Below are 26,890 nucleotides of genomic sequence, written 5' to 3' on the forward strand. Positions count from 1 at the left end.
TCCTCAGACGGTTTTTGTGTTTTTCTCTTACATAAAATAAACGATAGCAAGGTATTGCAGGGCAGAGGCCGCTAGAATGAAAAGATGCCAAATCATGTGGAAGTAGGGCTTCTTTTGAGCATAGAAGCCGGCTCCTACAGTATAGCAGAGGCCACCAGCCAGCATGAGGCCCCAGAAGGTAGGTCCAGTTTGACCGATAATCTGCGGAATGATAAAGACAACCAGCCAGCCCATAATCAAATAGAGAGCTAAGCTGAATTTTTCATTGACCTTCTTAGCGAAAATTTTGTAGAGAATGCCAAAGATGGTGGTGCCCCACTGGATAGCAATGATAAGATAGCCAAACCAGTTATTCATCAGAGACAGTACAACTGGAGTGTAACTGCCAGCGATGGCGATGTAAATCATGGAGTGGTCAATAATGCGCAAGATATACTTGTGAGTCGAGCCATAGGACATAGAGTGATAGACTGTCGAGGAGAGGAACATGAGAAAGAGGCTGATGACAAAGATAGAAGTTCCGACAGCAGCCACCAACCCATGCCCCTCATAGCTATAAATTGCTGAGATAGGCAGCAGAATCAGCATTAGAACAGCCCCTACCGCATGGGTAACAGCGTTTGCAATTTCCTCTCCAAAGGATAGTTTTTTACTGAGTTTAAGCGCGTAGTTCAAGATTTTCTTCCTCCTCATTTGGTACTTGGATTAGGGATAAGGTCTTTTGATAGAGTTTGACCGTCTGGCAGGCTGTAGAAATGATGGGTGTCACCTCTAGCTTGCTGCCATTCATGTAGTCAACGAAGTCATCATAAAGTTCTCGCGAATCTGCTTCTTTATGTAGCATATTTAAAGTAGCTGATATTTCCTGGATAGAAAAGACCGTTTTTAAGGTCGTAATGGCAATCAAGCGTGCTACCTGACGGCGTTGATATTTTTTCTTGACCGGCTTGGCAATATAGCCATGCTTGACATAGTTGTTAATCATAGAAGCGGTCAGTCCCTTGTCAGCAGCTGAAAAGGAAGAGCCACAGACATTGTTTACATAGAGCAGAACCTGGTCCAAATATAGCTCCAGATCTGGTAATTCGTCCCACTTGGGAAAAATTTGTTGAGCGTTCAAATCTTTATCACTTTCTTATCTAGTCTTTATAACTAGATGATAACATCTCTGTAAATCAAAGTCAAGCAAAAAATAGAATGTCCCTTTGAAATTTGATATAATTTTAAAAAGAAGAGAGGGAGGTTTCAGATGAAAAAACAAACAATCTTTGATATGGTAGCCTTCCTAGGCAGTCTGATTTTTTGGTCCTGGCTCTATATGCGCTTTTTTTATGCCTACGTAGCCGTCGTCTTTTACAAGAATCAGTCAGAGTGGAACCTGCTGATACCAGCTTCTATCATCCTGACTCTGACAGCTATTAGCTCGCTTTTTATTCGTGGCCTCTACAGTCGGCACATTCCTCGTTGGCTGGTGCTAGCCAGTTACACCCTCTATTTTCTCATTCTATTCTATGCGCTCTTTTTGAAAAATATCGGCAGGCAGGGCTTCAGTCTAGATCTGCAGTCTTTTACCTATAATTGGATTTATGGAGATAAGCTGGTACCCACCATGAATATCATTATGTTCATTCCGCTGGGCTTTCTTTGCAAGCTATCATGGAAACATGTGGCTTATTTTACCTTGGCTATCAGTCTGGTTGAGGGGAGCCAGTATCTCTTTCACCTTGGTATTTTTGACTTGGGTGATATCTTGACCAATCTGCTAGGCTTCATCATCGGCAGCTATCTACTAGAGACAGCCTTGGGTAAATGGGTTGTCCGCCATATTCACTAAATGAAAGAAGGAAATTATGAAAATTCTTATCCCAACTGCGAAAGAGTTGAATCTGTCTGCGCCATCTGCAATCCCGAATCCACCTTCAGCACAAACTCAGGCTGTGTTGGATGAGTTGGCAGCCATGTCAGTAGCTGACTTGGCATCTTTTTATAAAATTTCCCCAGAAAGAGCAGAGATAGAGTGGCAAGCCATTCAGGCTTTGCGAGAAGGAACTGCGCAGCATGCTCCAGCCCTCTATCTTTTTGACGGCCTCATGTACCGCCATATCAAGAGAGAGGGTTATACTGAAGAAGAGAGTCGGTATATCGAGAAGCATCTTGCTATCACATCAGCCCTTTACGGTGTCATCTCGGCCCTGGAGCCCATAGCGCCCCATCGCTTGGACTTTATGATGCCGCTTAAGTTAGATGGGAAGAGTCTCAAGGCTTTTTGGAAAGAAGCTTATGACCAAGCTCTGGCAGAAGATGAGGTGATTTTCTCCCTCCTGTCCAGCGAGTTTGAAACAGTCTTTTCTAAGAAAATCCGCCAGCGCATGATAGGTTTCAAGTTTCTAGAAAACCGTGGTGGCAAGCTGAAAGTCCATTCGACCATTTCTAAAAAAGCGCGTGGTGAGTTTTTAACAGCTCTAATAACTGACCAAGTGACAGAAGTCGAAGAAATGAAGAAATTAAGCTTTGCAGGCTTTACCTACCGACCTGATCTATCTAGTGAAAAAGAGCTGGTTTATGTCAAGGAAGTGTGAAAAGGGAAAACCGAGTCAAGTGCTATCTCTGCTCAGAATGCTATTACTAAATTGGTTGGTGTAGATACAAGCAACAAGCAAAATCAACAGCTAGACTTAGCTATACAAGAGAGAATGCTGGTATGGAGTCTGGCCGTCAGGCATGCAATCAAAAAGTAAAATGTTAAAAAAATGAAAAACTATTTTAAAAACAAACCTACTCAAGCTTTCTTAATGCTTATTGTGCTTGTTTGGTCTTTATATGAGATTGGTGCGACTAGTTTAGCTAGCAACTCGGCCTTGACCAAGGAATTCATGCATAGTCGGTATGTTATGGCTTGGCCAATGGTAGATAAGAAGGCAACTCTTTATCACTATGCGGAAGAATGGACTAGCAACATTTTGGATGGCATTATGCATCTAGACTATGAAAATATTAGAATAACTAGTTTTCCTAGAAAATGGGATAGCGAAGTTGAAATATACTATGCTCTGTCTGAAGATAAGTATGCTGATAGAGTATATTTTTTCTTAGACGAGCCAATTTCCAGAGCCTATACTACCAGTTTGGAGCAAAATTATTATTTGATTTCCAAGAATGCAGCTGTTATTAAAGAGGAAACAGGCAAAACGGTTGAACAGTTAGGTCAAGAAGTGGGACATGCAAGGGAGGACTTCTTGTCTGCTCTGGGTAAGATGAGAATCCTTCGTTTGGTCTATTTGATTCTTCGTATGATAGTATTGTTGCTATGTATCAGGTGGTCGGGTCAGCAGAGAAAACAGAAAGAAGATGAAATCTTGCAGAATGGATAGAGCTCCAAGATGGCATGACGACTATAAGGGGATTCACAAATGACCTTGAAAAAACAATGGAATTGGAATTTAGGCTGTAGTTTATTGCTTGTTGGAGTTCTGGCATCTGCTTTTCTCTTTTATTTATGGGTACAAAACCTTGGTAAGTATCCCCTACAACTTGGACAGTCTATTAGTCTGTAAGTGGTAGTTGGTTACATTATGATCTAAGTAATCAAACTGTGTTCAAATGGGTCAGAGATGAGTTGTGAGAGTTGGCTGAATCGTATAACAAACCCTACATTATCAACATCACTAATGTAGACAATAAACCGGTTAAATTTGAGGCTCAAGTGGTGGATAGGTAAAGTTTAGGAAGGATTTGCTTCCTCTCAATCCTAGTTTTTTTATTAATATGATGGTATTGAAAAATGAAGAAAACGAAATCTATGATTATTATAGGTGGCTTTCAAGGCAGAAATATTTTTTTTGACGTTAAGAGTAGAAAACTATATTCTAATAAAGTGAATGAGAGAGTTTTTCCTAATCTCAGATGGTTAGTAGTAGCGATTGGAATTTTGGGAAATGCCTTTCTCGTTCAAGTAAATAATATAAAAATTGAATCCCCTATTTTAAGAGTCATTGTTTTGAGTGCGTGTCTTATTCTTATATCTTTGGTTTGTCACTTTGGATTTAAAGATGAGTATTTAGGGCAAAACGTTGAAGCATTTAATCCAAAATTATATGAACATGTAGGTTGGAGTAATTTTTTAGAAGAAGAGAGAAACCGATTATACATTCTGCTTATTACATTTGCAGTGAGTTCTTTCTTAACTGCTTTTCAAATTAGAGAATATTTGAACGCTCCTACTATGACAAACTTAATAGAAGCTATTGCTTTTTATTTTATTTTTTATATGGTAATATCAAAAAGCAATTTTATAAAAAGAATGATGGCAGTAAAGCAATTGATGAAAAATAAATAAAGAGCTTTAGCTTATAATCTATGAATCAAGGTAATGTATGACCAATTATTGAATGGAAGTACTATGATTATGAACCGTCTCTACTTGGAGTAAATCAATGAATAAGAATTTATTTTGGTTAGGTAATTTCAGAGATAAAAATATTTTTTATGATAGAAAAACTGGACAACTATACTCTATAGATAAGAAAGAAGAGAAAGCTCCTAATCTCACTTGGGCTATTCTGCCTGCTTCCTTTCTTTTACGAAACATTTATTCAGAAGCAACAGTACTTCAGGTTGCCAGTGTGCTTATCAGAATATTTATTTTGTGTTCGACTGTTCTCAGCGTTTTAGTTTTGATAATATTTGTTCTAAGAAATATTAGAAAAGGAACTATGAAAAATTTTAATCAGAAACTATATTTTGACTGGCCTAATTTTCTTTATAACCAACAAACGCAAAGTAAAGGAATACTGTTTTTTGGGACTATACTATTTTCTACGTCAATTAAATTTATAATTGATTATTATTTTTCAGGAAGCTTTATTTCTTTTATAGCTATCATTGGTTTTTTCCCAGTATCTGGGCTCTTATTATTTGGAAATAGGCCATTAGAAAAATTGATTATCCTTAAAAAGTTGGAAAAGCAATTGAAATGAAGAAAAAAGAATATTTAACCTACCTCTTGACCTTTCAGGGTATAAACTATTATTTAGATCTTAAAACTAATAAAATTTATGCAAATATTCATAGACAACAATTCCATCTAGATCTCACGAAATATGTTCCCGCAGCTAGCATTCTGCTGCTACATGGATTTACTTCTGTTTCGAATAGCCAGTTGTCCTTCCTGTGGAAGTTAATCTTGCTAGTTTTGGGTTATGTTTTTGTGGGATATCTAGTAGAATTGCTTGCAAGGACAAAGAAAGAGACGTCATTTAACGAGTTTCATTTTGAAACACTACCTATAAAAGATGAGTTTTTATATATTTTTAGTCGAAATGTATATGGGAAGTTTGGAATTGGCATAATTTTTGCCTTTTTCGCCATCTACCAATCTGTTGAGTATTTAAGCAAAGGTAGCTATTTGTCTTATTTGCTAAGTGATATGGGCTTCTTTATTTCTTATTTCGGTCTCATAAGCTCCCATTTATTCAAACAGATAATAGTTCTGAAAAAATTAAAAAAGAAAAATGCTTAGGATATAATAATAAGTATGAAAGTTTTTTATTGGGCATATGGCTAGATCTGAAAAGAAGATACAATCAAAGATAGAAGATAAATTATCTCAAATTCCTTATCCTAAATATTCTTTAGCTGATTTATAATACCTGTTCCTGTCAATAATGCATTCTAAAACCCCTCGCATTTTTGCGAGGGGATAGTGTCTTATAAGTTTTCTTTTCTTTTTATAATCTTCTCTTTTTAGTTAAGGGCTGCTAAAAGAGCATCAGCCTGTGCTGAGAGTTCAGCAAGTTTGTCTTCTGCGACAGCCAGTTGTCCAGTTCCCCATGCTTCTGGGTTGATACCAACACCTGTGAATGGTTCTACCACATTCATACGGATGAAAGGCAGCAGGCTGCGGTAGTGCTTGAATACTTCATCTGGTGATGTGCCGTTAGCTACAGATGAAACAGTAACAACCTTAGCATTTAGAGCAGATGGGCCAGTTGGGTCTGACAGATCCAGAGCGCGTGAAGCCCAGTCCAAGAGGTTTTTCACTACTCCAGGGATAGCCCAGTTGTAGACAGGTGAGAAAATCCAGATAGCATCAGCGGCCAAAATTTCTTCACGAACCTTAGCAACAGCAGCTGGAGCAGGGCTTTCGATGTCTTGGTTGAAGAATGGTACATCTTTGTAATCAAGATATGAAACTTCTGCCTTGCCAGCCAAAGCTTTTTCAGCTTGCTCAGCCAATTGGTGGTTGAAAGAACCTTGACGAAGTGAGCCGACGATGAATAATACTTTAGACATTGCATTGTCTCCTTTTTAATAAAATATAAAGAGAAATTTCTCTTGTTACAATACATGTTACAACATTAATCACTAGTTAGCAATTATTTAGCTCATTTTTTTGAAATTTTTTAGAATGCGAATCAAATCTTGTTTATCGTCTTCTTCGAGAATGGAAAGAGCTTGCTGGATATTTTTGATATGATCAGGCAGGGCGGCTTCAATTTTAGCTCTGCCTTGTTCCGTCAAGCCAATCAAAAAAGCCCGGCGGTCATTTGGATCGCAGGTGCGGACAATCCAGCCGTCGCGTTCCATATTTTTGATGACAACAGTCATGTTGCCAGAAGTAGCCAATATGCGGTCAATCAGGTCCTGAATACGCAGTTCTCCTTTGCTGTACAAGGTTTCTAAGACGGAAAACTGAGTAGGAGTCAAATCATGCTTTTTAAAAATCTGAGCTTCAATGGCACGGATGGTTCTTGCTGCCTTATGAAAGACAATCATGGTTTTCAAATCAAGCAGAGTTTCTTTGCTTAAATCGTCTGTAATCTTCATAACAATATTTTACCAATAAATAGTATCATATGCAAGGATATTGCTTTAGAATTTTGAGAATATTCTCATCAAAAAAAGATAGAAAAATAGGAGTATTTGTAGTATAATGACGGAGTGAAATATAAAAATAGAAATAAAGCCAGTTTTCCAATTTGGCAGTACCTTATCGGTATTTTTATCGTTCTCAGCGTTCTTGTCTTTTCATTTTTTGCAGTTTTGCAAGTATCTATGCAGCCGAGACAGTCGGCTAAGGAAGCAAGCAGCCGCTTGGCCAAGGAATACGCAGATCTTGAAAAAGTTGACTCATTTGCCTTCTACAATGGGCAGGAATCTTACTACAGTCTGCTTGGCAAGACAAGTAAGGGTGTCGAAAAAGCTGTATTGATTGCAAAAGATTCCAATGAGATTCGGGTCTATCGACTGGACCAAGGTGTCAGTCAGGCTGAGGCGAAGAGCATTGCCAAGGAAAATGGAGCAGGAACTATTGATAATGTGACCATGGGCTATTTTCAGGATCAGCCCATCTGGGAAGTCAAGTCGGGAGGCACCTACTACCTGATTGGTTTTGAAAACGGACAGTTAGTCAGCAAGGAGGGACTATGAAATTATCAAATCGTGTCTTAAAGATGGAAGAAAGCGTGACTTTAGCAACAGCAGCGCGTGCTAAGGCTTTGAAAGCGCAGGGGCGGGATATTCTGTCTCTGACTCTGGGAGAGCCGGATTTTCCGACGCCTAAGAATATCCGAGATGCGGCTGTAGCTGCCATTGAGGATGGACGTGCTAGCTTTTATACGGTGACTAGCGGTCTGCCAGAGCTAAAAGAAGCTGTAGTAGAGTATTTTGCCAACTATTACGGCTACACAATCCAACCTAATCAAGTGACGGTGGCAACCGGAGCTAAGTTCTCCCTCTACACCTTCTTTATGAGTGTGCTTGACCCAGGTGATGAAGCTATCATTCCGACGCCTTACTGGGTCAGCTACGGGGACCAGATTAAGATGGCCGAGGGGATTCCTGTTTTTGTTCAAGCCACTGAGGAAAATAATTTCAAGGTAACGGTGGAACAGTTAGAAGCTGCTCGTACTGATAAGACCAAGGTCTTGATTTTGAACTCGCCATCCAATCCGACGGGTATGATTTATACAGCGGATGAGCTGAGGGCAATTGGGAACTGGGCTGTGGAGCATGATATTCTGATTTTGGCAGATGATATTTATGGACGTCTGGTTTATAACGGCAATAAATTTACGCCAATTTCCAGTCTATCTGAGGAGATTCGCAAGCAGACAGTGGTCATCAATGGTGTCTCTAAGAGCTACTCCATGACAGGTTGGCGGATTGGCTATGCAGTTGGTGAGCCAGAGATTATAGCAGCTATGAGTAAGATTGCAGGTCAGACGACTTCTAACCCGACAGCAGTGGCTCAATATGCAGCTATCGAAGCTCTGACTGGCAGTCAGGAAACGGTCGAGACTATGCGTCAAGCCTTTGAAGAGCGTTTGAATACTATTTATCCTCTCTTGGCTCAGGTGCCAGGATTTGAAGTGGTCAAGCCACAAGGGGCCTTCTATCTCTTTCCAAATGTCAAGGAAGCCATGGAAATGAAAGGTTATACAGATGTGACCGAGTTTACAACAGCAATTTTAGAAGAAGTTGGCGTGGCTCTAGTGACCGGAGCAGGCTTCGGTGCTCCAGAAAATGTCCGTCTTAGCTATGCGACAGATCTGGAAACACTCAAAGAAGCCGTTGGACGACTGCAGCAATTTATGGAGAGTAAATAAAGCTCTCAAACCTACATTGCTTGCTAAAGAGAACCTACAAAAATTTATAAACAATAGATAAGGACGGACTCAGAGTTCGTCTTTTTCAGTTCCCCTAAACTGCACTGGCAAATAGTTTGATAAAATGGTAAAATAATATAGAATATCATAAAATCGCTTTCATATTTTCTGGTCGAATTGAGAAGATTTTGGGCGACGAAATAAAAGCTGGGAGCAGTTAGAATTTAGCTGCTAGGTCTTGTAAACAGGAGTCGAAGGAGAACAATATGAAACGTCGTTTGATTTTCTTATTCTTGCTAGGCGTTCTAGTCTTGCTAGGAGCTTATGTTTTCTTTAATTCAGAGGTGGGTTGGACCACTATTTCCGAATCCAATGGCTATAGTCTGCAAGCCAAAGGTCATCGCTATCGTATCCAATATTATGAGAATGACTCGGCCCGAATAGACTGGTATTTGAGCAATTATCAGCCAGAACTGAGATTAAATATGAGAATCTTAGAACGCCCAACTGCTCCCGGTTCTTACACTAAGGAGGAGATATCTGGACAGGGCTCTGCACGCTTTTTGATGGTTTGTAGAACTTGGGGTTCTGCAGAGAACAGTCAAAAGTTTTTAATTAAACGTGCCTATTATAAGGTTGATATTAGACTTAATAAAAAGATGGAGGTAGATACTGAGAAGAGCAGTATGACCTACTGGAAGACGGAAGAAGAGATAAAGGATGATCCGCCTGTTGATTAAAAAGCAGCTATCAATGATATCTCAACTTAGTAAATCTAACTTTCTGATAGGAATCACCAGACGACTTAAAAATTTGAGGAGTATTTAGTTGAAGACGACGGTGTTTCGGTGTATAATAAAAGAAGTCCATTTGGTCTAGCCCTGCATTCTATTGACTTGCAGTGTGTTCCTCATGGTCTTTTTACTTAAGTAATAATAGGGATGAAGATTATTTTGTACAAAAGGAGATAAAATGGGTTTTATCAGAAAGGAAATAGGGGAAAGAGAGAAGAAGCTTCTCGAGGATTTTTCTATTGAAGAAAAAGAACTGGCTCTGCCATTTTTACTAGAGGATGAGAAGAGAGGGATTTTTCTCTGCGTCAAGCAATTTCGTATCGGGGAAGGGAAATATCAGGTTTTAGCCATGATTCTCGGTGGCCATTTGCTTGAATTTCGCCTAGAAGAAGAGCGGGCCGATAGATATCCAGTTCGCAATGAGGAAGATCAAAGTGTAAAAGGTCTATCAACAGAAACAATCTCCCAGCTTGTGATTCCCAAGGTTTTAAAGGGACGAGAGGACAAGATCGTAACAGTGATTCAACATGCCCTGTCGCAAATTAACCCTTATTATGATACAAAGATAAGGGAAGTAAACCACGTGGAGTACAGATAAAGAGGAGATAGGATATGGGATTATTGGAAAAGTGTCTGGATTTTTTCCCGACTAGGCGGGCTGTCAGTGACATAGAAGAAGAGATGACTTGGGAGGAGGAATTTACTCCTAAAAGAGTTCACCACAAAGAAGTCAGTAGTAGCCCTCAGAAGGAGACTGAGGGAACAGCGTCTCTTCCTCAGGAAGGAAGTTGGAAGTTCGTGCACGAGATGATTTCTGAAGAAGGGATTGAGCTTTTAAAGAAGGCTGGGATTGATGATGAGCTAGTCTTTGAAACGGGTGATTGGGTCGCAGATCATGATTTGGGGATTTATCTGGTACTTTATCGCTTTGGTGGCAGAACCAACTGGAAGAAGACTTATAAGCTAATCTTGCAAGGACAGGTGATTGAATTTAAGACCAAGACCATCTTTCATCAGCAGGATTTTTCTTATGAAGATGGGGAATTCACTAAGGGAGTGATTGTCAAAAATGTCTCCAATATGCTTCTGCCTTTAGCTTTCGAAGGTCAACAGCAGCGCGTGCTCCATATCATTCAAGCGGCTCTGTCAGCAGCTAGCCCAAGCTATGATACGGTCATTTACAGGGCGAACTTTGATTTGGTTTAGGAGGGAAAGATGATATATATTACAAGAGAAGATGTTTTGACTTGGCTGGACAAACATGAGCCGGTGGCCAATCGTCAGAAGGACATTGCGGCTTTTCATAAAGAACTGTCGTTCCGTCTTCAAAGAATGGACTTTCGACCGTCGACCAGTTCAAAAGATCCACAGAGAGAGGTTTGTGAAGACCCTGACCAAGAGCTCACTGTAGCCTTTACTCAGGATGGGGAGGGGAATTATGCGACGATTGACCAGAGTCCAGGAGGTCAGATTCTCAGCGATCAGCGTTTTAAGATGGCTTTGAAAAAAGTCTTGAACTATGATGATGATATGGTTGATCGCCTGCTATATGGAACAAAAAATTAATCCTCTTATTCAGAGAGAGTTATCCGCCAGCCTTTATGAGGCTGGTTTTTTAATTTTTCTGAGATTTAGCCTCTTCAAGGATAGCTATTGCAATCGCTTTATGGTAAAATATAGAACAGATGTCCAAAAGATTTGTCTTGAAATAAAGTGACATTTAGCAACCAATCTAGGAGGCAGATATGATTGATCATTTTGGCATTAAAGTCAAGGATTTGGAAGCCAGCAAGCTCTTTTATCAGCAAGCTTTAGAGCCATTGGGCTACAAGATTGCCTTTGAAATTCCTCAGGCAGTAAGTTTTGCAGAGCCTCGGACGGCTCCAGCTGGAGATTTTTGGTTAAGTCAGGGGCAATCAGATGCGTCTCATTTTGCCTTTCGTGCAGAGACTAGGGAGCAGGTGGATGCTTTTTATCAAGCGGGTCTAGCAGCGGGCGGTCAAGATAATGGTGCTCCGGGTATTCGTCCCCAATATCACCAACCTTATTATGCAGCCTTTGTCTTGGATCCAGATGGTAATAATGTCGAGGCAGTCTGTCATAAAGAATAAAAAATAGAAAAGAGAAAAAACGTGTCAAAGAAAATCGTAACAATTATTGATGTGAAAAATTATGTTGGTCAAGAAGTGACCATTGGTGCTTGGGTTGCCAACAAGTCAGGTAAGGGGAAGATTGCTTTCTTGCAGCTGCGTGATGGTTCTGCTTTTTTCCAAGGAGTAGCCTTCAAGCCTAACTTCATTGAGAAATTTGGCGAAGAAGAAGGATTGGCGAAGTTTGATACGATTAAAAAGCTTAGTCAAGAAACTTCTGTCTATGTGACAGGAATTGTCAAGGAAGACGAGCGCTCAAAATTTGGCTACGAGCTGGACATTACTGACATCGAAATCATTGGCGAGTCAAATGACTATCCAATCACGCCGAAAGAACATGGGACTGACTTCCTCATGGACAACCGTCACTTGTGGTTGCGTTCTCGTAAGCAAGTGGCAATGATGCAAATCCGCAATGCCATCATCTACGCTACCTATGAATTCTTTGACAAGAATGGCTTTATGAAGTTTGACAGCCCAATCTTGTCAGGAAATGCAGCAGAAGACTCAACTGAGCTCTTTGAAACAGACTATTTCGGAACTCCAGCATACTTGAGCCAATCTGGTCAGCTTTATCTGGAAGCAGGTGCCATGGCTCTTGGTCGTGTCTTTGACTTTGGTCCTGTATTCCGTGCCGAAAAATCAAAAACCCGTCGTCATTTGACTGAGTTCTGGATGATGGATGCAGAGTATTCATACTTGACACATGATGAGTCACTTGACTTGCAAGAAGCTTATGTTAAGGCTTTGATCCAAGGTGTTCTTGACCGTGCTCCTCAAGCTTTGGAAACACTGGAACGTGATGTAGAACTTTTGAAACGCTATATTGCTGAGCCTTTCAAGCGTGTTAGCTATGATGAAGCGATTGACCTCCTGCAAGTTCATGAAAATGATGAGGATGCGGACTATGAGCATCTGGAACATGGTGATGACTTCGGGTCACCGCATGAAACATGGATTTCAAACCACTTTGGCGTACCAACCTTTGTCGTGAACTACCCAGCAGCCATCAAGGCTTTCTACATGAAACCAGTTCCTGGAAATCCAGACCGTGTCCTTTGTGCGGACCTACTGGCACCAGAAGGCTATGGCGAAATCATCGGTGGTTCTATGCGTGAAGAAGACTACGATGCCCTCGTTGCTAAGATGAATGACCTTGGTATGGATACGACAGAATATGAATTCTACCTTGATCTTCGTAAGTATGGAACAGTTCCGCACGGTGGCTTCGGTATCGGTATCGAGCGTATGGTAACCTTTGTGGCAGGGACCAAGCATATTCGTGAAGCCATCCCATTCCCTCGTATGCTGCACCGTATTAAACCGTAAAACGAATCAAACGCCCATGGGGCGTTTTTTCAACAACGAACTATGAAATAATCCAAAATATAGAATTTTAGAGAAAGAAGAGGTGGAGATCATGTAAAGCGCAGATTAACAAGTGATAAAGGATAGAAATTAGAAAACACTTGTTAAAGGAGAAAATATGTTTAAAAGAAGTTATCGGAAAAATATCGGCCTGATGGCCGGAGTGGAATTTTTTGCCTTTCTAGGCATTACCAGTTTTTGGATTCTATTTCTAGGTCAAAACGGCATGTCCCTCTGGCAGATTGGGCTTTTGGAAAGTATTTTTCATGCCACTAGTGTCATCTGTGAAATTCCTTCTGGGATGTTGGCAGATCGCTTTTCCTACAAGACCAATTTGTATCTGAGCAGGATAACTGGGATTGTGTCTTCTGTTCTCATGTTGGCGGGGCAGGGGAACTTTTGGGTTTATGCACTGGCTATGGTGATTAGTGCTTGGTCCTATAATTTTGATTCTGGGACAAGTGCGGCCATGGTTTATGATTCTTCTGTAGAGGCTGGACTCAAGGAACGTTACTTATCCATCTCCAGTTTTATGTCTGGAGTGGCTGAAGCGACCCGGTCTTTGGGAACGGTCTGGGCTGGATTTTTTGTCCATGGACAATTGCATCTGACCTACTATATCATGATTGGGACCTCTGTCATCGTTCTTTTCTTGACTTGGATGTTGAAGGAACCAAGTGTCAAGGCAGAGAAAGCGGAGCGCCTGACTATGAAAAAGATTATCTGGGCTGTCAAAGAGGAATTGCAAAGAAATCCTAGTCTTTTTATCTGGATGATTCTTTCCCAAATCATCGGAACACTGATGTGTATGTTTTATTTTTATTATCAAAATCAATTACCTGACTTAAAAGATTGGCAGATTTCAGTAGTTATGCTGATTGGCAGTGCTTTGAATATCTTAGCGGTCTATCTGGCGAGTGTGATTGGAAAGAAGTATTCTGCCTTGAAACTTTTTCCTTCAGTAGTTCTTCTAACTGGAGTGACTTACCTGTTTTCCTATTTTGGAACGCCGATCATCTATATTTTGATTTATCTAATCAGCAACGCCTTGTATGCACTTTTCCAGCCGATTTTTGACAATGATTTACAAAAACAGCTGCCAAGTGAGGTACGGGCGACCATGCTCAGTGTCTACTCTATGATGTTCAGCCTGAGTATGATTGTCATCTTCCCTGTGACAGGCTGGTTGATTGATTACTTTGGCTTTGACTGGACTTTTATAGTTTTAGGCGGCTTCATATTAGCAACGATACCGTTTTTGCATATGGGGCTAAAGAAAATAAGCCAGAACTTACAAGAAGTCTAAGATTAATGTTCTCTTTCTGCTGGTCAGAAGGAGAATATTTTTTACCCTTTGAAAATTATGGTAAAATAAATACAGTTTAATGGAGAAGTAGGTAGTATGAAAGATTTATTGAAATATTTCAAGGGCTATATCAGGGAGTCTCTGCTGGGGCCCTTGTTCAAGCTTTTGGAAGCCAGTTTTGAACTCTTGGTTCCGCTTTTGATTGCGGGGATTGTGGACGAGACCATTCCTAGACAAGACAGCTCCCATCTCTACTGGATGGTTTTTCTTTTGATGGGCTTGGCTGCGCTGGGCGTGGTGGTAGCAGTGGTGGCTCAGTATTATTCGTCAAAGGCAGCGGTGGGCTTTACTCGTCAGATGACAGCTGACCTCTATCAAAAGATTCTGCGCCTGCCCAAGGCCAGTCGGGATGAGCTGACGACCTCTAGCCTGGTGACTCGGCTGACCAGCGACACCTATCAGATCCAGACGGGAATCAACCAATTTCTTCGTCTCTTCCTGCGGGCGCCTATCATCGTTTTTGGCTCCATCATTATGGCCTTTACTATCAGTCCGGTCATTACCTTGTGGTTCTTGCTCATGGTGGCAATTTTAACGGCTATTATCGTTTTCATGTCTCGTCTGATGAATCCTCTCTATGCCAAGATTCGTCATCTGACGGACCAACTGGTTAATCTGACTCGTGAGCAGCTACAAGGCATGCGGGTCATACGAGCTTTCGGGCAGACCCAGCGCGAGGTTCAGAGTTTTCGCAATCGTAACGAGCTCTATAAAACCTGGCAAATCAGGACGGGAGCTCTGGCTAGTCTGATTAGCCCTCTGACCTTTCTCACAGTCAATGGTACCCTGATTGCTGTGATTTGGCAGGGGAATGCTTTTATAGGCAAGGGATTGCTGACCCAGGGGATGCTAGTGGCCTTGGTCAATTATTTATTGCAAATTTTGGTGGAATTGCTCAAGCTGGCTATGCTAGTCAACTCACTCAATCAAAGCTATATCAGTGCAGGTCGCATTAGTCAGGTCTTCGAGCAAGCAGAAGAAGATGTCCTGCAGGAATTAGTGCAGGAAACAGCTCTGCCGAATCAAGCCATTAAAGCCCAGCAGGTCAGCTTTTCTTATCCAAATGCAGCTAGTCCAGCCCTGACAGGTCTGACTTTTGATTTGAAAAGAGGTCAGACTTTGGGGGTTATTGGCGGAACAGGATCAGGTAAGTCTACCCTGGTTCAGCTGCTGGCTCATCTCTATCCAGTTGCTGCTGGTCAGTTGACCATCTTTTCCCAAGGACGCAGTCCTAAAAATTTGAGCGAATGGCGGTCTTGGATTAGTCTGGTGCCTCAGAAGGCGGAGCTTTTTCAAGGAACTGTTCGCTCCAATCTGACTTTAGGATTTTCAACCAAGCCAACAGACGCAGACTTGTGGCAGGCTTTAGAGATTGCTCAGGCAGCGGACTTTGTCTCTCAGAAGGAAGGTGGCTTGGATGCGACTGTAGAGGCCTTTGGCCGGAATTTTTCTGGCGGTCAGCGTCAGCGTTTAACCATTGCCAGAGCTGTCTTGCGGAGGGCACCTTTCTTGGTTTTAGATGATGCGACCTCAGCTCTGGATTATCTGACTGAGGCAAGACTCCTGCAGGCTATTAAGAATGAATTGCCAGAGACCAGTTTGGTCTTAATCTCTCAGCGGACCAATAGTTTGCGCTCAGCGGATCAAATTTTAGTCCTAGATAAGGGAGAACAGGTGGCTCTTGGTCGCCATGAGGAACTCTTGGTCAGCTCCGCCATTTACCGAGAAATTCATCACTCACAGCATAGTCAAGGAGAGGAGGACAAGCATGAAGCATAAGACATCACCTAGCAGCTTGAGGCGTTTGACTCGAGATTTGCTGCAGGCGCGCTGGCTCTTTCTCCTAGCTAGTCTGGGAACGGTGGCTCAAGTGGCTCTGACAGTTCTTCTTCCAGTTTTAATCGGGAATGCGGTTGATAGCGTCCTTCTTCCTCAAGCGGAGCAGCATGTGATGCCGATTTTGGGGCAGATGCTGTTGGTTATCTTAGCCAACACGCTGATTCAATGGCTCAATCCCTTACTCTATAATCAGCTGGTCTATCGCTATAGCCAGCAGCTCCGTCAAGGCGTCATCAAGAAAGTGCACTATCTGCCTTTGGCCTATCTGGATCGGCAGGGAACCGGTGACTTGGTTAGTCGTGTGACGACCGATTTGGAGCAGCTCAGCAATGGCCTGCTTATGGTTTTCAATCAATTTTTTGTGGGTTTGCTGACAATCTTAGTGACCATCATTAGCATGGCCCGGCTGGACTTTTTCCTCCTGCTTTTGGTCTTGCTTTTGACGCCCCTTTCTCTCTTCTTGGCTCGTTTTATAGCCAAAAAGAGTTTTAGCTTTTTCCAACGTCAGACACAGGCGAGAGGGGCACAGACCCAGCTGATTGAGGAAAGTTTGACCCAGGAAAGTCTGATACAGGCTTTTAATGCTCAAGAGCAGTTTGATATAGCTTTTACTCGCAGCAATCAAACCTATGCGGACTATTCTCAGGCGGCTATTTTCTATTCTTCGACGGTTAATCCTTCGACTCGTTTTATCAATGCCCTGATCTATGCTTTGATTGTGGGCTTTGGGGCTGTCCGAATCATTCAGGGAACAGGCTTTACGGTTGGGCAGCTGGTGACTTTCCTCAACTATGTCAACCAATACACCAAGCCTTTCAATGATATATCGTCAGTCATGTCGGAATTGCAGAGTGCTTTAGCTTGTGCAGAGCGGATATACAGCGTTTTAGACCAAGAAGAAATAGCAGAGTCTGGTCAGGAAATTCTTCGGTCTGAAGATATCAAAGGACAGATTAGCTTTGAGCATGTGGCTTTTGGTTATGAGCCTGGCAAAGAGCTGATTCAGGATTTGAATATAAGGATTCCAGCAGCTAGCAAGGTCGCCATTGTCGGGCCAACTGGTGCTGGCAAGTCAACCCTGATCAATCTTCTCATGCGCTTTTACAATGTAGATAGTGGTCTTATTTCGCTAGACGGTACTCCCATCACGCATTACACTAGAGCCTCTTATCGTCAGCAGTTTGGCATGGTACTGCAAGAGACTTGGCTCAAGACGGCGACCATTCATGACAACATAGCTTTTGGCCGGCCAGATGCTAGCCGAGAAGAGGTCATTGAAGCTGCCAAGGCAGCCAATGCTCATTTCTTTATCCAGCAACTGCCTCAGGGCTATGATACCTACCTGGCGGGTGCAGGGGACTCCCTTTCTCAAGGTCAGCGGCAGCTCTTAACCATCGCTCGCGTCTTCCTGGCTGTTCCTAAAATCCTGATCTTGGATGAGGCGACTTCCTCCATCGATACCCGGACAGAAGTCTTGATTCAGGAGGCTTTCAGCAAGCTCATGGTGGGACGGACTAGCTTTATCATCGCTCACCGCCTGTCTACTATTCAAAATGCTGATATCATCCTCGTTATGGTAGATGGCGATATCGTCGAACATGGGAATCATCAGGAGCTCATGGCAGCCAGAGGTGTTTATTACCAAATGCAGACAGCGCAGAAGTAGAAGGGGAACTTTATTAAAGTTCAAAGATTGATGCTAAATGAAGCAAAAAGAGTTGGAATTTCCAACTCTTTTTGCTTATAGTTCAACGTCTTCTAACCCTGTTTCTGTCAGTTTATAAATCTTCTGGCAGACTTTTTTGAGAAAGATACGGTCGTGGGAGACAGCTATGATGGCGCCCGGATAGGTCGCCAAAAGCTGGCGAATCTGAGGCTGAGAGGTGGGAGAGAAGTTGCGGGTTGGTTCGTCCAGAAGGAGGACATTGGGACGGTCTAGGACTAGCTTAAGTAGGAGAAGTTTGGCTTTTTGGCCACCAGAAAGCTTCCCAATCGGGTGGCGGGCCTCGTCGCGAGTGAACTGAAGACTAGCTAGATGCGTTAGGATTTTCTCCTCCTGGGACTTGTCGCCAGAGGGAGCCAGAAAGTCCAAGGGACTGCTCTCGTCAGGCAGCAAGTCACCATAATGCTGGGGCATGTAGTCTACTAGCATGTCTGTCCGCTCACGCAGGATCTTCCATATTTCCTTAAGCAGAGTCGATTTTCCTACACCATTAGCACCAATCAGTCCGATTTTTTCCTGGCCACAGACCTCCAGAGTCAGGTTCTCCGCCAGTCGTCGTTCGTTTGTTTCCAGTTTCATCCCTTCTAATTTGAGGATTCTTTTGGTCAATGGCAGAGCTTCTATGTCTGAGAAGTGAAGGCTGATGACATCTTCCTGTGTCGGAATTTCGGTCATTTCAGCGCTTGCCTTTTCAAATCGTTTGCCCTGTGAGAGGACGCTTTTCATCTTCTTGGCAACCAGTCGACCTGCAGTAGCGTCGTGGGTGTTTCGTAAAGTATGCTCTACACTCTGCTTAACCCGTCTGTGTTTTTCCATGGTCTTGGCGTGTTCTTCCCGCTCTTTCCGTGCCAATTGACCTTGTTTTTCAAAGGCCTCCTGACGCTGATGGCGGTAATTTTCATAGCCCAGACTCTTGACGCTGGTTCTAGCTTCCTGCTTCTTTTTGATTCGCTCCAGATGAACAATCTTGGTCGCAGCCTGAGCAAGAAAATGCTCGTCGTGAGAGACGAAAAGAACTGTTCTCTGGCTGTGGCTGATAAAGTTTTCCAGCCAAGTCAGAGTTTCGAGATCGAGGTCATTAGAGGGCTCGTCAAGAAAGAGAATGTCCCAATCACTGGCTAGTTTCTTGATGAGCTGAACTTTAAGCTTTTCTCCTCCAGATAGGCTAGAGAGCCGCTGCTGACTGGCACAACGCTGGCTGTCAAAGTTGAGCTCTCCAGCATAGCGGTAGAGCTTGGCATAGTCCAGCTCGGTCTCAAAATCAGCAAAGAAATAGTCATTGAGCGTCAGTTGGGCATCTTCTGAAGGCAACTGCTGGGGCAGGTAGACAGCAGCAGTATAGGACTTATCAATCTGTCCGCTGTAGCTGATGTAGGAATTGACCAGTCGCTCGTCTAGCAAGAGCTTGAGTAGGGTGGACTTGCCATTGCCCTCCTCACCGATAATAGCGACCTTGTCTCCTTGATTGACAGTCAGTGACAAATCTTTGACTAACTCTTTCAGGTCTTTTAGGTGGGTGATCGTTAGATTTTTTATTTGAAGCATAGATGTCTCCTTCGTTTTATAACATAAAATACAGCCCTGCTTTATTTAGCAGAGCTGTTTTTAGTTGCACAAAGCAGACACAGGAGTGTCTAAGTAGGATTATTCGTCTACAGGCTTCCAGCTTACAATGTCATAGGAGCGACAGGATTAATCTAAAGATAAGCAAATAAAAGCTAGAAAGCACCGAAAACGAACATACCGCGGGTATGCAGAAACATGACAAAATCTACTAAATAAAGTTTCCTTTAAAAAATAGACTTAATTTTTCATGTCTCCGTGTACCTCCGAAATAGTTCTGTCTTAAGTCTAGCAAAAGATAGTAGATTCGTCAAGCGCTTTCAAAAAAATAAAAATTTTTTAAAATTTTTTTGGAGCAATTTTTATAAACTCTCTAAAAATATTGATTTCAAGGCTTTTAAGCTGATTTTGATATATAATTTTTTAATTATATAAAAATTTGACATATACCAGAAAATTATATATAATCGTCTTGTATATAAAAATTATATATAAAATGATTATACAAATAGGCCTAAAATTTGTAAAAGATAAGAAGAGCTGGAATGGGATAGATTCCAGTCGTCATTTTAAATTGTATCTAAGGAGTAAGAAACCATGCCAAAAACTTTATTTCTCTGGCTTTTGACAGTCCTAAGCTTAGGACTAGTAAAAACGCCTCAAGCTAAGACGATGGAGCAATCCTTGAAGTCTAATACGGCGGTCATTCAGATTAGCCAAAAAATTCAGGACTATGTCAAGAAAGATGAAGCGACAAGGGTGGCTGTAGAAACTATGACCTTTGATTAGATGATGCAAATCATTGCGTAAGAAAGGAGAAAGCTATGTTAAGAATTTTTATCCGAATGGTATACAGAAGTATCGCCTATGCGATTGTTGAAGCTAAATAGAAAGGAAATATCATGAAAAAATCATTTATTCTAACGCTTCTAACGATTATAACTCTAGGACTCTTCCGGCCGGTTACAGCCTTGGCTGAAGAACAGAAGCTGCCGTCTGGCACGGAGCGGAACCAAATCGGTCAGAAAATCCAAGACTTTGTCAAGGAACATGAAAAAACAACGGCTGGTTTGGCGACGACGGTCTTTGATAAGGATGGCACCATCTACAAAGGAAACTTTGGCTATATGAACAAGGATAAAGGCCTCAAGGCCGATGATAGCAGCGTCTTTGACTGGGGTTCTGTTGGGAAACTAACAGTCTGGGTCTCTGTCATGCAGCTATACGAAGAGGGCAAAATCGATCTGAAGGAAGATATTCGTACCTATCTGCCAGAGGGATTTTTCAAGACTCTCCGATATGATAAGCCTATCACTATGCTAGATCTGATGAACCATCAGGCGGGATTTGGCGAGTCGACTCATGCTTATAAGGAGGATATTGGACTGACAATCGGTGAAATCGTAGCTACTAACCAGCCAGAACAGACTTATGAACCTGGAACCATAACGAGTTATTCAAACTTCACTGCGGGGCTAGCAGGCTACATCGTAGAGCGAGTTTCTGGTCAAGATTTATCTGCTTATATTCATGAGCATATCTTTCAGCCTCTTGGGATGAATGACACAGCCATGTCTTCAGATTTGAAAGATAATCTAAAAGTTTATAAGAAGCGGATGGAGGCCTTGTCTTATCAAGTAGACGGTCAGACCTCGATGGGCAATGTTTACTTTCAAGTTGGGCTATATCCAGCTGGAAATACAGTCAGTACAATGGGCGATTTCCAGAAGTTTGCCCAAGCGCTTTTGAAGAGAGATAAACTTTTCAAAAAAGCCGAAACTTGGGAGACGCTTTTCACTGCTAGCTCTACCTATCCGGGAACAGATATGCCACTCAATATGCACGGCTTCTGGACTCAGGAATATGGTACGACGGTTGTCGGTCATGGTGGAAATTCCATAGGTTATTCCTCTTATCTGCTTATGGATTTGAAAAATGGCATTGGCATGACCGTTATGACCAATCAAGAACACGAGTCTGTTTATAACTTTGAGATGCCAGCCTTGGTCTTTGGACCTAAGAAAAAGACGAGTCAAGAGACCTTTGATGCATTTCAATCTGGCTATTACAGGCCAGCACGTCATTTTGCGACAGGACCTCTCTCCGTTACCAGAAGTTTGCTTTATACAAATTTTGTCAAGAAATCTGCGGACAACCAGCTTTTGACTCAGAACTATGCGGTTGTCAGCAATCAAGCTGGAACGGAAAAAGTAACAGCAGCTTATGGTGACAGCGTTAAGGTAAAGGATTCGGATGTGATGAGAGATTGGATCATCCTGATTTTAGCAGCGATTGGAATTGTCTTTAGTTTTATTGTCTTCTTGGTGCGGGGTGGACTTGATCTCTTCCGCCTGGTCTTCAAAAAAGATCCGTCCAAAACACCGAAACATCTTCGCATCTGGACTTATGTGACTTCCATAGCAGGAGTGGCTGTGGCTGTCAACTTCGCTCTCTTCTTTAGTGCTCTGGCTGTCAGCGATCTAAGCTTTCTGGCTAGCTGGCGTTTCATGACATTTGCCGGTCTAGGGTTAATCTTGGCAATTTGTGCGGTTTATCCACTTCTGGCTAAGGTTGGAAAAGGCATCGGAAAAGGTCGCCTCTTCCTGACGGTCATGACTAGCCTATCTGCGCTGGCCATCGTTGCCAATATCCTCTATTGGTCGCTCTACCAGTGGTGGGCATTTTGATTATTTTCCCGCTTTCTTTTTGGGAATGGACTGACTCATGAGGTAAACCGTTTGATTAATTCTTTTTACAATCTTAAGGTTAGTGATTTTTCAACAGGAACTGAAGTACAATAGCTGTCTTTTATGCAGAGCGCGGCTAAACGAGGCAAAAAATTAAAGACCTTATCAGACTACAAAAAGCAAGCAGATAAAATCAAACCATTTAAAGGAGAAAATCCTATGACCAATGAAACAAGAATAGAACCACAACCAAAACTAGTCTGGCCGTTCCTAGCCTGGAACTTCGGCTGGACTTGGGGATTTATGTTGCTAGCTATCATTCTCAAAAATCTCTGGCCAGAAAATCCACCTATACTCTATCTGGCTCTGGAAGGCCTCCTAACGAGTCTCAGTATGTTCGGACCGGTGATAGCAAGCCTAATAGTGCTGAAAATAAAAGGTTTCAAAGCCATCTGTTCCTTTATCTTCTCAAGCAAGAAAGGGACTTGGCTCTATCTCCTACTCTTCAGTGGAAGTCTGGCAGTGACTTTTGCATTAGCTTCTGGAGGCAAGCTGGTAGACGGAGCTCTGCTTTCATTTATTGGATCCTTTATCTACCTTATGACCTTGGCTGGTGGCATGGAAGAGCCTGGCTGGCGAGGCTTTCTGCAGCCGGCTTTGGAAAAGAAGTTCTCTATGCTTATCGCCTCCTCGATAACCGGACTAGCTTGGGCTTGTTGGCATATTCCTCTCTGGTTTTATGACCGATTTTATGATCGAAGTCAGAATCCCTTTCTAGTCTTTATCATTGGATGTATCATCCAATCCATCTGGTTTGCTGCACTGCATAAGAAGACGAAGTCTGTCCTTGCCTGTATGATTTTCCACGCCCTGCTAGACATTCTGATAGAAACTTTTGTCGGCATCAACCAAGCTGATAAGTTTGATTTCTCTCAGGTTAATTCTCTCTTTTACCTTGGCGGCATGATCATTCTGACCATTTACAGTATTTATCTCTGGTATCGGGCGGATAAGGAAGAGAAAAACGCATGACTGACTATAAAACAAGAATAGACTGATTCTAAAATTAAAAGGAGACTGCACAAATTATCTGAACTTAGCTTATGTGAATATTTGTGTTGTACAGAAAGGAAATGCTATGAAAAAATCATTTATTCTAACGCTTCTAACGCTTCTAACACTAGGACTCTTCCGGCCGGTTACAGCCCTGGCTGAGGAGCAGAAGCTCCCTTCTGGCACGGAGCGCAGCCAAATCGGTCAGAAAATCGAAAGTTTTGTCAAGGAACATGAAAAGACAACGGCCGGTATGGCAACAGCTGTCTTTGATAAAAACGGAACCATCTACAAGGGAAACTTTGGCTATGTGGATAAGGAAAACAAAGTCAAAGTTGACGATGACAGTGTTTTTGAATGGGCTTCAATCACTAAACTGACGGTCTGGGTATCGGTCATGCAGCTCTGGGAAGAGGGCAAAATCGACCTGGAAGCAGACATCAAAACTTATCTGCCAGAAGGCTTTCTCCGCAACCTTCGCTACGATAAGCCTATCACCATGCTGGATCTGATGAACCATCAGGCTGGCTTTGATGAAATGCCACTCTACAAAAAGGGAGACAAGAGCGACTTGGAAGAGCAGTTCCGTGATTACCAGCCTATTCAGTCCTTTGAGCCGGGTACGACGACATCATACTCTAACTTCAGCACGGCTTTAGCATCTTATATCGTGGAGCGGATATCTGGGCAGAAGTATGCAGACTATGTCCATGAGCATGTTTTTGAGCCGCTGGGCATGGATCGGACTGCTATCTTGCCTGACTTATCGGACAATGCCTATGTACAGGAAAAGCGCAAGGAGGACAAGGGCTATGATGACCAAGGTAAGCTCTTGGGAGATACACCATTTAAGCTCTGGATGTACCCAGTCGGAGGGGCTGTGGGGACTCTAGGAGACCTACAGAAATTCGCCCAGGCCTTGCTGGAACGTAAGACGCTCTTTCATCGTCCAGAAACTTGGACCGAGCTTTACTCAACAACCTCTACCCACCCTGGTACGGATATTGTTCGTAATGCTCATGGCTTTTGGGCCAGTCACTACGGTGTTACCTTGCTGGGACACAGTGGTAATGCTGATGGCTTTTCTAGCTATCTTTACTTGGATCTGAAAAATGGCATCGGCCAAGTCATCTTAACCAATCAACTGTATGAACAAGTTTACAATGTTCAAATGCCGGAGCTGATATTTGGCAAGATGCAGACTGTCAGCGAAGCTACTAAAAAGCAATTCAAGCCTGGCTCTTACCACTATCTGAGAAGCTATAATAGGGGGCCACTGTCCTTCATGCTCATGATTCCCGGGGCCATCCAAAAGATTAACAAAGTCTCAGATCAGCCGGATCTGCTAAGCACTTTCTGGACTATTGACCAAAGCCAAGGTACTGACCGCCTCGAATTCGGTGTCCTTAATGCAGAAAGGATTTCCGATTCAGTTCTCTTTAGGCATTATCTAGTCGTGTTTCTCGGAGGTCTGGCACTCGTGTTTGCTCTGGGAAATATCTTGATTAGTTTTCTGATTGGCAGTTTCCGTCTCATTCTGCGTAAAGCAAAAAGTTCGGTACCTCGCTCTTGGAAGGTTTGGAATTGCCTGACTTCTCTAGGGATGCTGCTGTTTGCTGGCAATCTCATTCTGCTTTTACTAGCTGCCATGAATCAGGATTACTCAATTGTTCAATCTTGGCGCTATATGGTCTTTGCCGGTCTGGGACTATTCTTAGCAGGTTGTGCAGTTTATCCGCTCTTTAGCAAGACTCGAAAGGGTCTCGGAAAAGGCCGCCTCTTCTTGACGGCTCTGACTAGTCTGTCCGCCCTGGCTATCGTAGCCAATATTCTCTACTGGTCACTTTACCAATGGTGGGTGATGTGATAAGTTGCCTGTCTTCCTTTGGGAAGGTGGGCTTTGTCTGCATAATTCTGCAAAGGAGAATCGCATGAAAAAAACATTTATTCTCACACTTCTAACTATTTTAACATTGGGGCTTTTTCGCCCAGCCACTGCGCTAGCTGAGGAGCAGAAGCTGACGTCTGGTACAGAGCGCAGCCAAATCGGTCAAAAAATCGAAAGTTTTGTCAAGGAACATGAAAAGACAAGTGCTGGCATGGAGACAGCTGTCTTTGACAAGGACGGTACCATTTATCAAGGAAATTTTGGCTATATGAACAAAGAAAAGGGAGTTAAAGCTGATGACTATAGCGTTTTTGAATGGGGTTCCGTGACTAAGCTGACCGTCTGGATCTCTGTCATGCAGCTCTGGGAGCAAGGTAAGATTAAACTAGAAGAAGACATCCGTACCTATCTGCCAGAGGGATTTCTCAGAAATCTCCGGTATAACAAGCCCATTACTATGCTAGATTTGATGAACCATCAGTCAGGTTTTGACGAGGCTACTTTGTACATGCGAAGCGATAAAAGTATCGAAGAAATCCTTAAAGAACAACAACCTATCCAGTCCTTTGAACCCGGTACAGTCACAGCTTATTCAAATTACGGTACCGGCTTGGCTGCTTTGATTGTCGAGCGGATCTCCGGTCAGCGATTTGTTGATTATGCTCATGAGCATATTTTCCAACCGCTGGGCATGGACAAGACAGCTATTTTACCAGATTTATCAGACAATTCCTACGTCCAGAAAAAACGTCAAGAGGCCAAAGGATATGACATCCAAGGAAAAGTTCTGAGAAATGATAGTTACATTGTTGGCCTCTATCCTATCGGAGCGGCTACTGGCACCTTGAAAGACTTACAGAAGTTCGCCCAAGCCCTGCTGGCTCGCAAGACGCTCTTTGAGCGTCCAGAGACTTGGAGTACCCTCTACAGCCCAAGCCTGACCTATCCTGGAACAGGTACTGCTCGTAACGCCCATGGCTTTTGGGCTAACGAATATGACACTACAGTGCTAGGACACGGCGGAAATACGCTTGGCTTTAGCTCACGGATGATATTGGACTTGGAGCATGGTATCGGCTATATCGTCATGACTAATCAGAGTACAGAGCAAAATTATAATTTCCAAATGCCAGAGCTCGTCTTTGGGCCACGTAAAACGGCCAGCAAGGAAACCCAAGAGCAGTTCAGTCCAGGCTATTACCGCACTCTACGCAACTTTAATCAAGGACCGCTGACTATCTTTAAAATGGTTTCAGGCTTTGCAAATAATTGGCAAAAACCATCTGAAGATCAACGATTGTTAAATAACTTCTGGACCATTTATCAGAGCAAAGGCAAGCCCCATATCGCATTAGGTGTCGCAGACTATGAGAAAATCTCTGACTTTGATTTCTATAAAGACTTTATTGTTCTTGGCTCTGGTGGACTTGGTATCATCTACGCCCTCGGTCTACTCCTCATTAGTCTGATTCTAGGAGCCTATCGACTCATCTTCCATAAAAAACAAGAACAGCCAGACCACGTATGGAAAGTCTGGACCATTTTAACAGCTGTTGGGGTTTTGGCTTTTCCGATTAATCTCTTTCTAATGTTCGTGGCACAAGCTTCAGGAGATTTTAGCGAGATTGCTCAGTGGCGTTACATATTCTTTACAGGTTTGGGATTGTTCTTAGCAGGATGTGTGGTTTATCCGCTCTTTAGCAAGGCTCGAAAGAGTCTCGGAAAAGGTCGCCTCTTCCTGACAGTTCTGACCAGCTTATCCGCCCTCGCTATCGTAGCCAATATTCTCTACTGGTCGCTTTACCAGTGGTGGGTGATGTAGTTTAAAAATTTTGAAACAAGAAAAGAGCCGG

General features: G+C 42.7%; 27 protein-coding genes. 22 read left to right on the plus strand and 5 right to left on the minus strand.

The genetic code is table 11. The features are described from left to right. Positions 1-27 precede the first annotated feature (27 nt). Both RG608_RS08870 and RG608_RS08875 read right to left on the minus strand, forming a co-directional pair. Entirely contained in the window at positions 28-675 is a 648-nt protein-coding gene (locus RG608_RS08870) for a hemolysin III family protein (protein ID WP_185756455.1), read from the minus strand. Next, positions 659-1,120, minus strand: coding sequence for a DUF1836 domain-containing protein (locus tag RG608_RS08875; protein ID WP_268687549.1), 462 nt, complete (start codon positions 1,118-1,120; stop codon positions 659-661). The genes RG608_RS08870 and RG608_RS08875 overlap by 17 nt, the downstream gene beginning before the upstream one ends. Before the next feature lie 129 nt (positions 1,121-1,249). Between RG608_RS08875 and RG608_RS08880 the strand changes: the two genes are divergently transcribed. The 6 genes from RG608_RS08880 to RG608_RS08910 all read left to right on the plus strand — a co-directional run bounded on the left by RG608_RS08880 (position 1,250) and on the right by RG608_RS08910 (position 5,518). After that, entirely contained in the window at positions 1,250-1,834 is a 585-nt protein-coding gene (locus RG608_RS08880) for a VanZ family protein (RefSeq protein WP_268687548.1), read from the plus strand. A 16-nt stretch (positions 1,835-1,850) separates the two neighbouring features. Beyond that, positions 1,851-2,579, plus strand: coding sequence for a peroxide stress protein YaaA (yaaA, locus tag RG608_RS08885; protein ID WP_268687547.1), 729 nt, complete (start codon positions 1,851-1,853; stop codon positions 2,577-2,579). A gap of 171 nt (positions 2,580-2,750) precedes the next feature. Beyond that, positions 2,751-3,371 (plus strand): hypothetical protein, encoded by a 621-nt coding sequence (locus RG608_RS08890; protein WP_268687546.1) that lies wholly within the window; start codon positions 2,751-2,753, stop codon positions 3,369-3,371. A gap of 410 nt (positions 3,372-3,781) precedes the next feature. Beyond that, positions 3,782-4,336, plus strand: a complete 555-nt coding sequence (locus tag RG608_RS08900) for an ABC transporter permease (protein ID WP_268687545.1) — start codon at positions 3,782-3,784, stop codon at positions 4,334-4,336. Between the two features lie 97 nt (positions 4,337-4,433). After that, complete coding sequence (locus RG608_RS08905; protein WP_268687544.1) at positions 4,434-4,976, plus strand: hypothetical protein; 543 nt, start codon at positions 4,434-4,436, stop codon at positions 4,974-4,976. Further along, positions 4,973-5,518, plus strand: a complete 546-nt coding sequence (locus RG608_RS08910; protein ID WP_268687543.1) for a hypothetical protein — start codon at positions 4,973-4,975, stop codon at positions 5,516-5,518. Before RG608_RS08905 ends, RG608_RS08910 begins: the two co-directional genes overlap by 4 nt. A 224-nt stretch (positions 5,519-5,742) precedes the next feature. Here RG608_RS08910 and RG608_RS08915 read toward each other — a convergent pair whose 3' ends face one another. Both RG608_RS08915 and RG608_RS08920 read right to left on the minus strand, forming a co-directional pair. Next, positions 5,743-6,291 (minus strand): NADPH-dependent FMN reductase, encoded by a 549-nt coding sequence (locus tag RG608_RS08915; protein ID WP_002930820.1) that lies wholly within the window; start codon positions 6,289-6,291, stop codon positions 5,743-5,745. An 87-nt stretch (positions 6,292-6,378) separates the two neighbouring features. Then, positions 6,379-6,825 (minus strand): MarR family winged helix-turn-helix transcriptional regulator, encoded by a 447-nt coding sequence (locus RG608_RS08920; RefSeq protein WP_002930817.1) that lies wholly within the window; start codon positions 6,823-6,825, stop codon positions 6,379-6,381. 114 nt (positions 6,826-6,939) lie between these two features. Here RG608_RS08920 and RG608_RS08925 point away from each other — a divergent pair, with 114 nt between their 5' ends. The 11 genes from RG608_RS08925 (at position 6,940) to RG608_RS08975 (ending at position 17,789) form a co-directional block, all read left to right on the plus strand. Further along, positions 6,940-7,428, plus strand: a complete 489-nt coding sequence (locus RG608_RS08925) for a DUF5590 domain-containing protein (protein ID WP_268687542.1) — start codon at positions 6,940-6,942, stop codon at positions 7,426-7,428. Then, complete coding sequence (locus RG608_RS08930; RefSeq protein ID WP_308946859.1) at positions 7,425-8,606, plus strand: pyridoxal phosphate-dependent aminotransferase; 1,182 nt, start codon at positions 7,425-7,427, stop codon at positions 8,604-8,606. Before RG608_RS08925 ends, RG608_RS08930 begins: the two co-directional genes overlap by 4 nt. Positions 8,607-8,872: 266 nt before the next feature. Beyond that, positions 8,873-9,346, plus strand: a complete 474-nt coding sequence (locus RG608_RS08935; RefSeq protein ID WP_002930812.1) for a hypothetical protein — start codon at positions 8,873-8,875, stop codon at positions 9,344-9,346. A gap of 232 nt (positions 9,347-9,578) precedes the next feature. Then, on the plus strand, positions 9,579-9,998 hold the full coding sequence (locus tag RG608_RS08940) for a hypothetical protein (protein ID WP_002900142.1): 420 nt from the start codon (positions 9,579-9,581) through the stop codon (positions 9,996-9,998). Between the two features lie 14 nt (positions 9,999-10,012). Further along, a complete protein-coding gene (locus RG608_RS08945; RefSeq protein ID WP_308946860.1) occupies positions 10,013-10,606 on the plus strand; it encodes a hypothetical protein in 594 nt (197 codons plus the stop codon). A gap of 9 nt (positions 10,607-10,615) precedes the next feature. Then, a complete protein-coding gene (locus RG608_RS08950; RefSeq protein ID WP_308946862.1) occupies positions 10,616-10,966 on the plus strand; it encodes a hypothetical protein in 351 nt (116 codons plus the stop codon). A gap of 179 nt (positions 10,967-11,145) precedes the next feature. Next, positions 11,146-11,511 (plus strand): VOC family protein, encoded by a 366-nt coding sequence (locus tag RG608_RS08955; RefSeq protein WP_308946863.1) that lies wholly within the window; start codon positions 11,146-11,148, stop codon positions 11,509-11,511. 21 nt (positions 11,512-11,532) lie between these two features. Then, positions 11,533-12,879: an asparagine--tRNA ligase gene (gene asnS / locus RG608_RS08960; RefSeq protein ID WP_268687536.1), complete on the plus strand. Its 1,347-nt coding sequence runs from the start codon at positions 11,533-11,535 to the stop codon at positions 12,877-12,879. Positions 12,880-13,036: 157 nt separating this feature from the next. Continuing rightward, positions 13,037-14,224 (plus strand): MFS transporter, encoded by a 1,188-nt coding sequence (locus RG608_RS08965; protein ID WP_308946864.1) that lies wholly within the window; start codon positions 13,037-13,039, stop codon positions 14,222-14,224. Between the two features lie 96 nt (positions 14,225-14,320). After that, the gene (locus RG608_RS08970; RefSeq protein ID WP_268687534.1) at positions 14,321-16,063 is read left to right on the plus strand and encodes an ABC transporter ATP-binding protein; all 1,743 of its coding nucleotides are present in this window, start codon (positions 14,321-14,323) and stop codon (positions 16,061-16,063) included. Beyond that, complete coding sequence (locus RG608_RS08975; protein WP_268687533.1) at positions 16,053-17,789, plus strand: ABC transporter ATP-binding protein; 1,737 nt, start codon at positions 16,053-16,055, stop codon at positions 17,787-17,789. Before RG608_RS08970 ends, RG608_RS08975 begins: the two co-directional genes overlap by 11 nt. Before the next feature lie 75 nt (positions 17,790-17,864). Here RG608_RS08975 and RG608_RS08980 read toward each other — a convergent pair whose 3' ends face one another. After that, positions 17,865-19,391, minus strand: a complete 1,527-nt coding sequence (locus RG608_RS08980; RefSeq protein WP_268687532.1) for an ATP-binding cassette domain-containing protein — start codon at positions 19,389-19,391, stop codon at positions 17,865-17,867. Between the two features lie 615 nt (positions 19,392-20,006). Here RG608_RS08980 and RG608_RS08985 point away from each other — a divergent pair. The 5 genes from RG608_RS08985 to RG608_RS09005 all read left to right on the plus strand — a co-directional run bounded on the left by RG608_RS08985 (position 20,007) and on the right by RG608_RS09005 (position 26,859). Continuing rightward, the gene (locus RG608_RS08985) at positions 20,007-20,198 is read left to right on the plus strand and encodes a hypothetical protein (protein ID WP_268687531.1); all 192 of its coding nucleotides are present in this window, start codon (positions 20,007-20,009) and stop codon (positions 20,196-20,198) included. A gap of 113 nt (positions 20,199-20,311) precedes the next feature. After that, the gene (locus RG608_RS08990) at positions 20,312-22,096 is read left to right on the plus strand and encodes a serine hydrolase (RefSeq protein WP_268687530.1); all 1,785 of its coding nucleotides are present in this window, start codon (positions 20,312-20,314) and stop codon (positions 22,094-22,096) included. 219 nt (positions 22,097-22,315) lie between these two features. Next, a complete protein-coding gene (locus RG608_RS08995) occupies positions 22,316-23,128 on the plus strand; it encodes a CPBP family intramembrane glutamic endopeptidase (protein WP_268687529.1) in 813 nt (270 codons plus the stop codon). Positions 23,129-23,234: 106 nt separating this feature from the next. Then, complete coding sequence (locus RG608_RS09000) at positions 23,235-25,016, plus strand: serine hydrolase domain-containing protein (protein WP_308946865.1); 1,782 nt, start codon at positions 23,235-23,237, stop codon at positions 25,014-25,016. A gap of 64 nt (positions 25,017-25,080) precedes the next feature. Beyond that, a complete protein-coding gene (locus RG608_RS09005) occupies positions 25,081-26,859 on the plus strand; it encodes a serine hydrolase (RefSeq protein ID WP_268687527.1) in 1,779 nt (592 codons plus the stop codon). The last annotated feature ends 31 nt before the right edge of the window (positions 26,860-26,890 follow it).

The sequence above is a fragment of the Streptococcus sp. IsoGale022 genome, from assembly GCF_031142805.1.
In the GTDB taxonomy this organism is placed as follows: Bacteria; Bacillota; Bacilli; order Lactobacillales; family Streptococcaceae; genus Streptococcus; species Streptococcus sanguinis_A.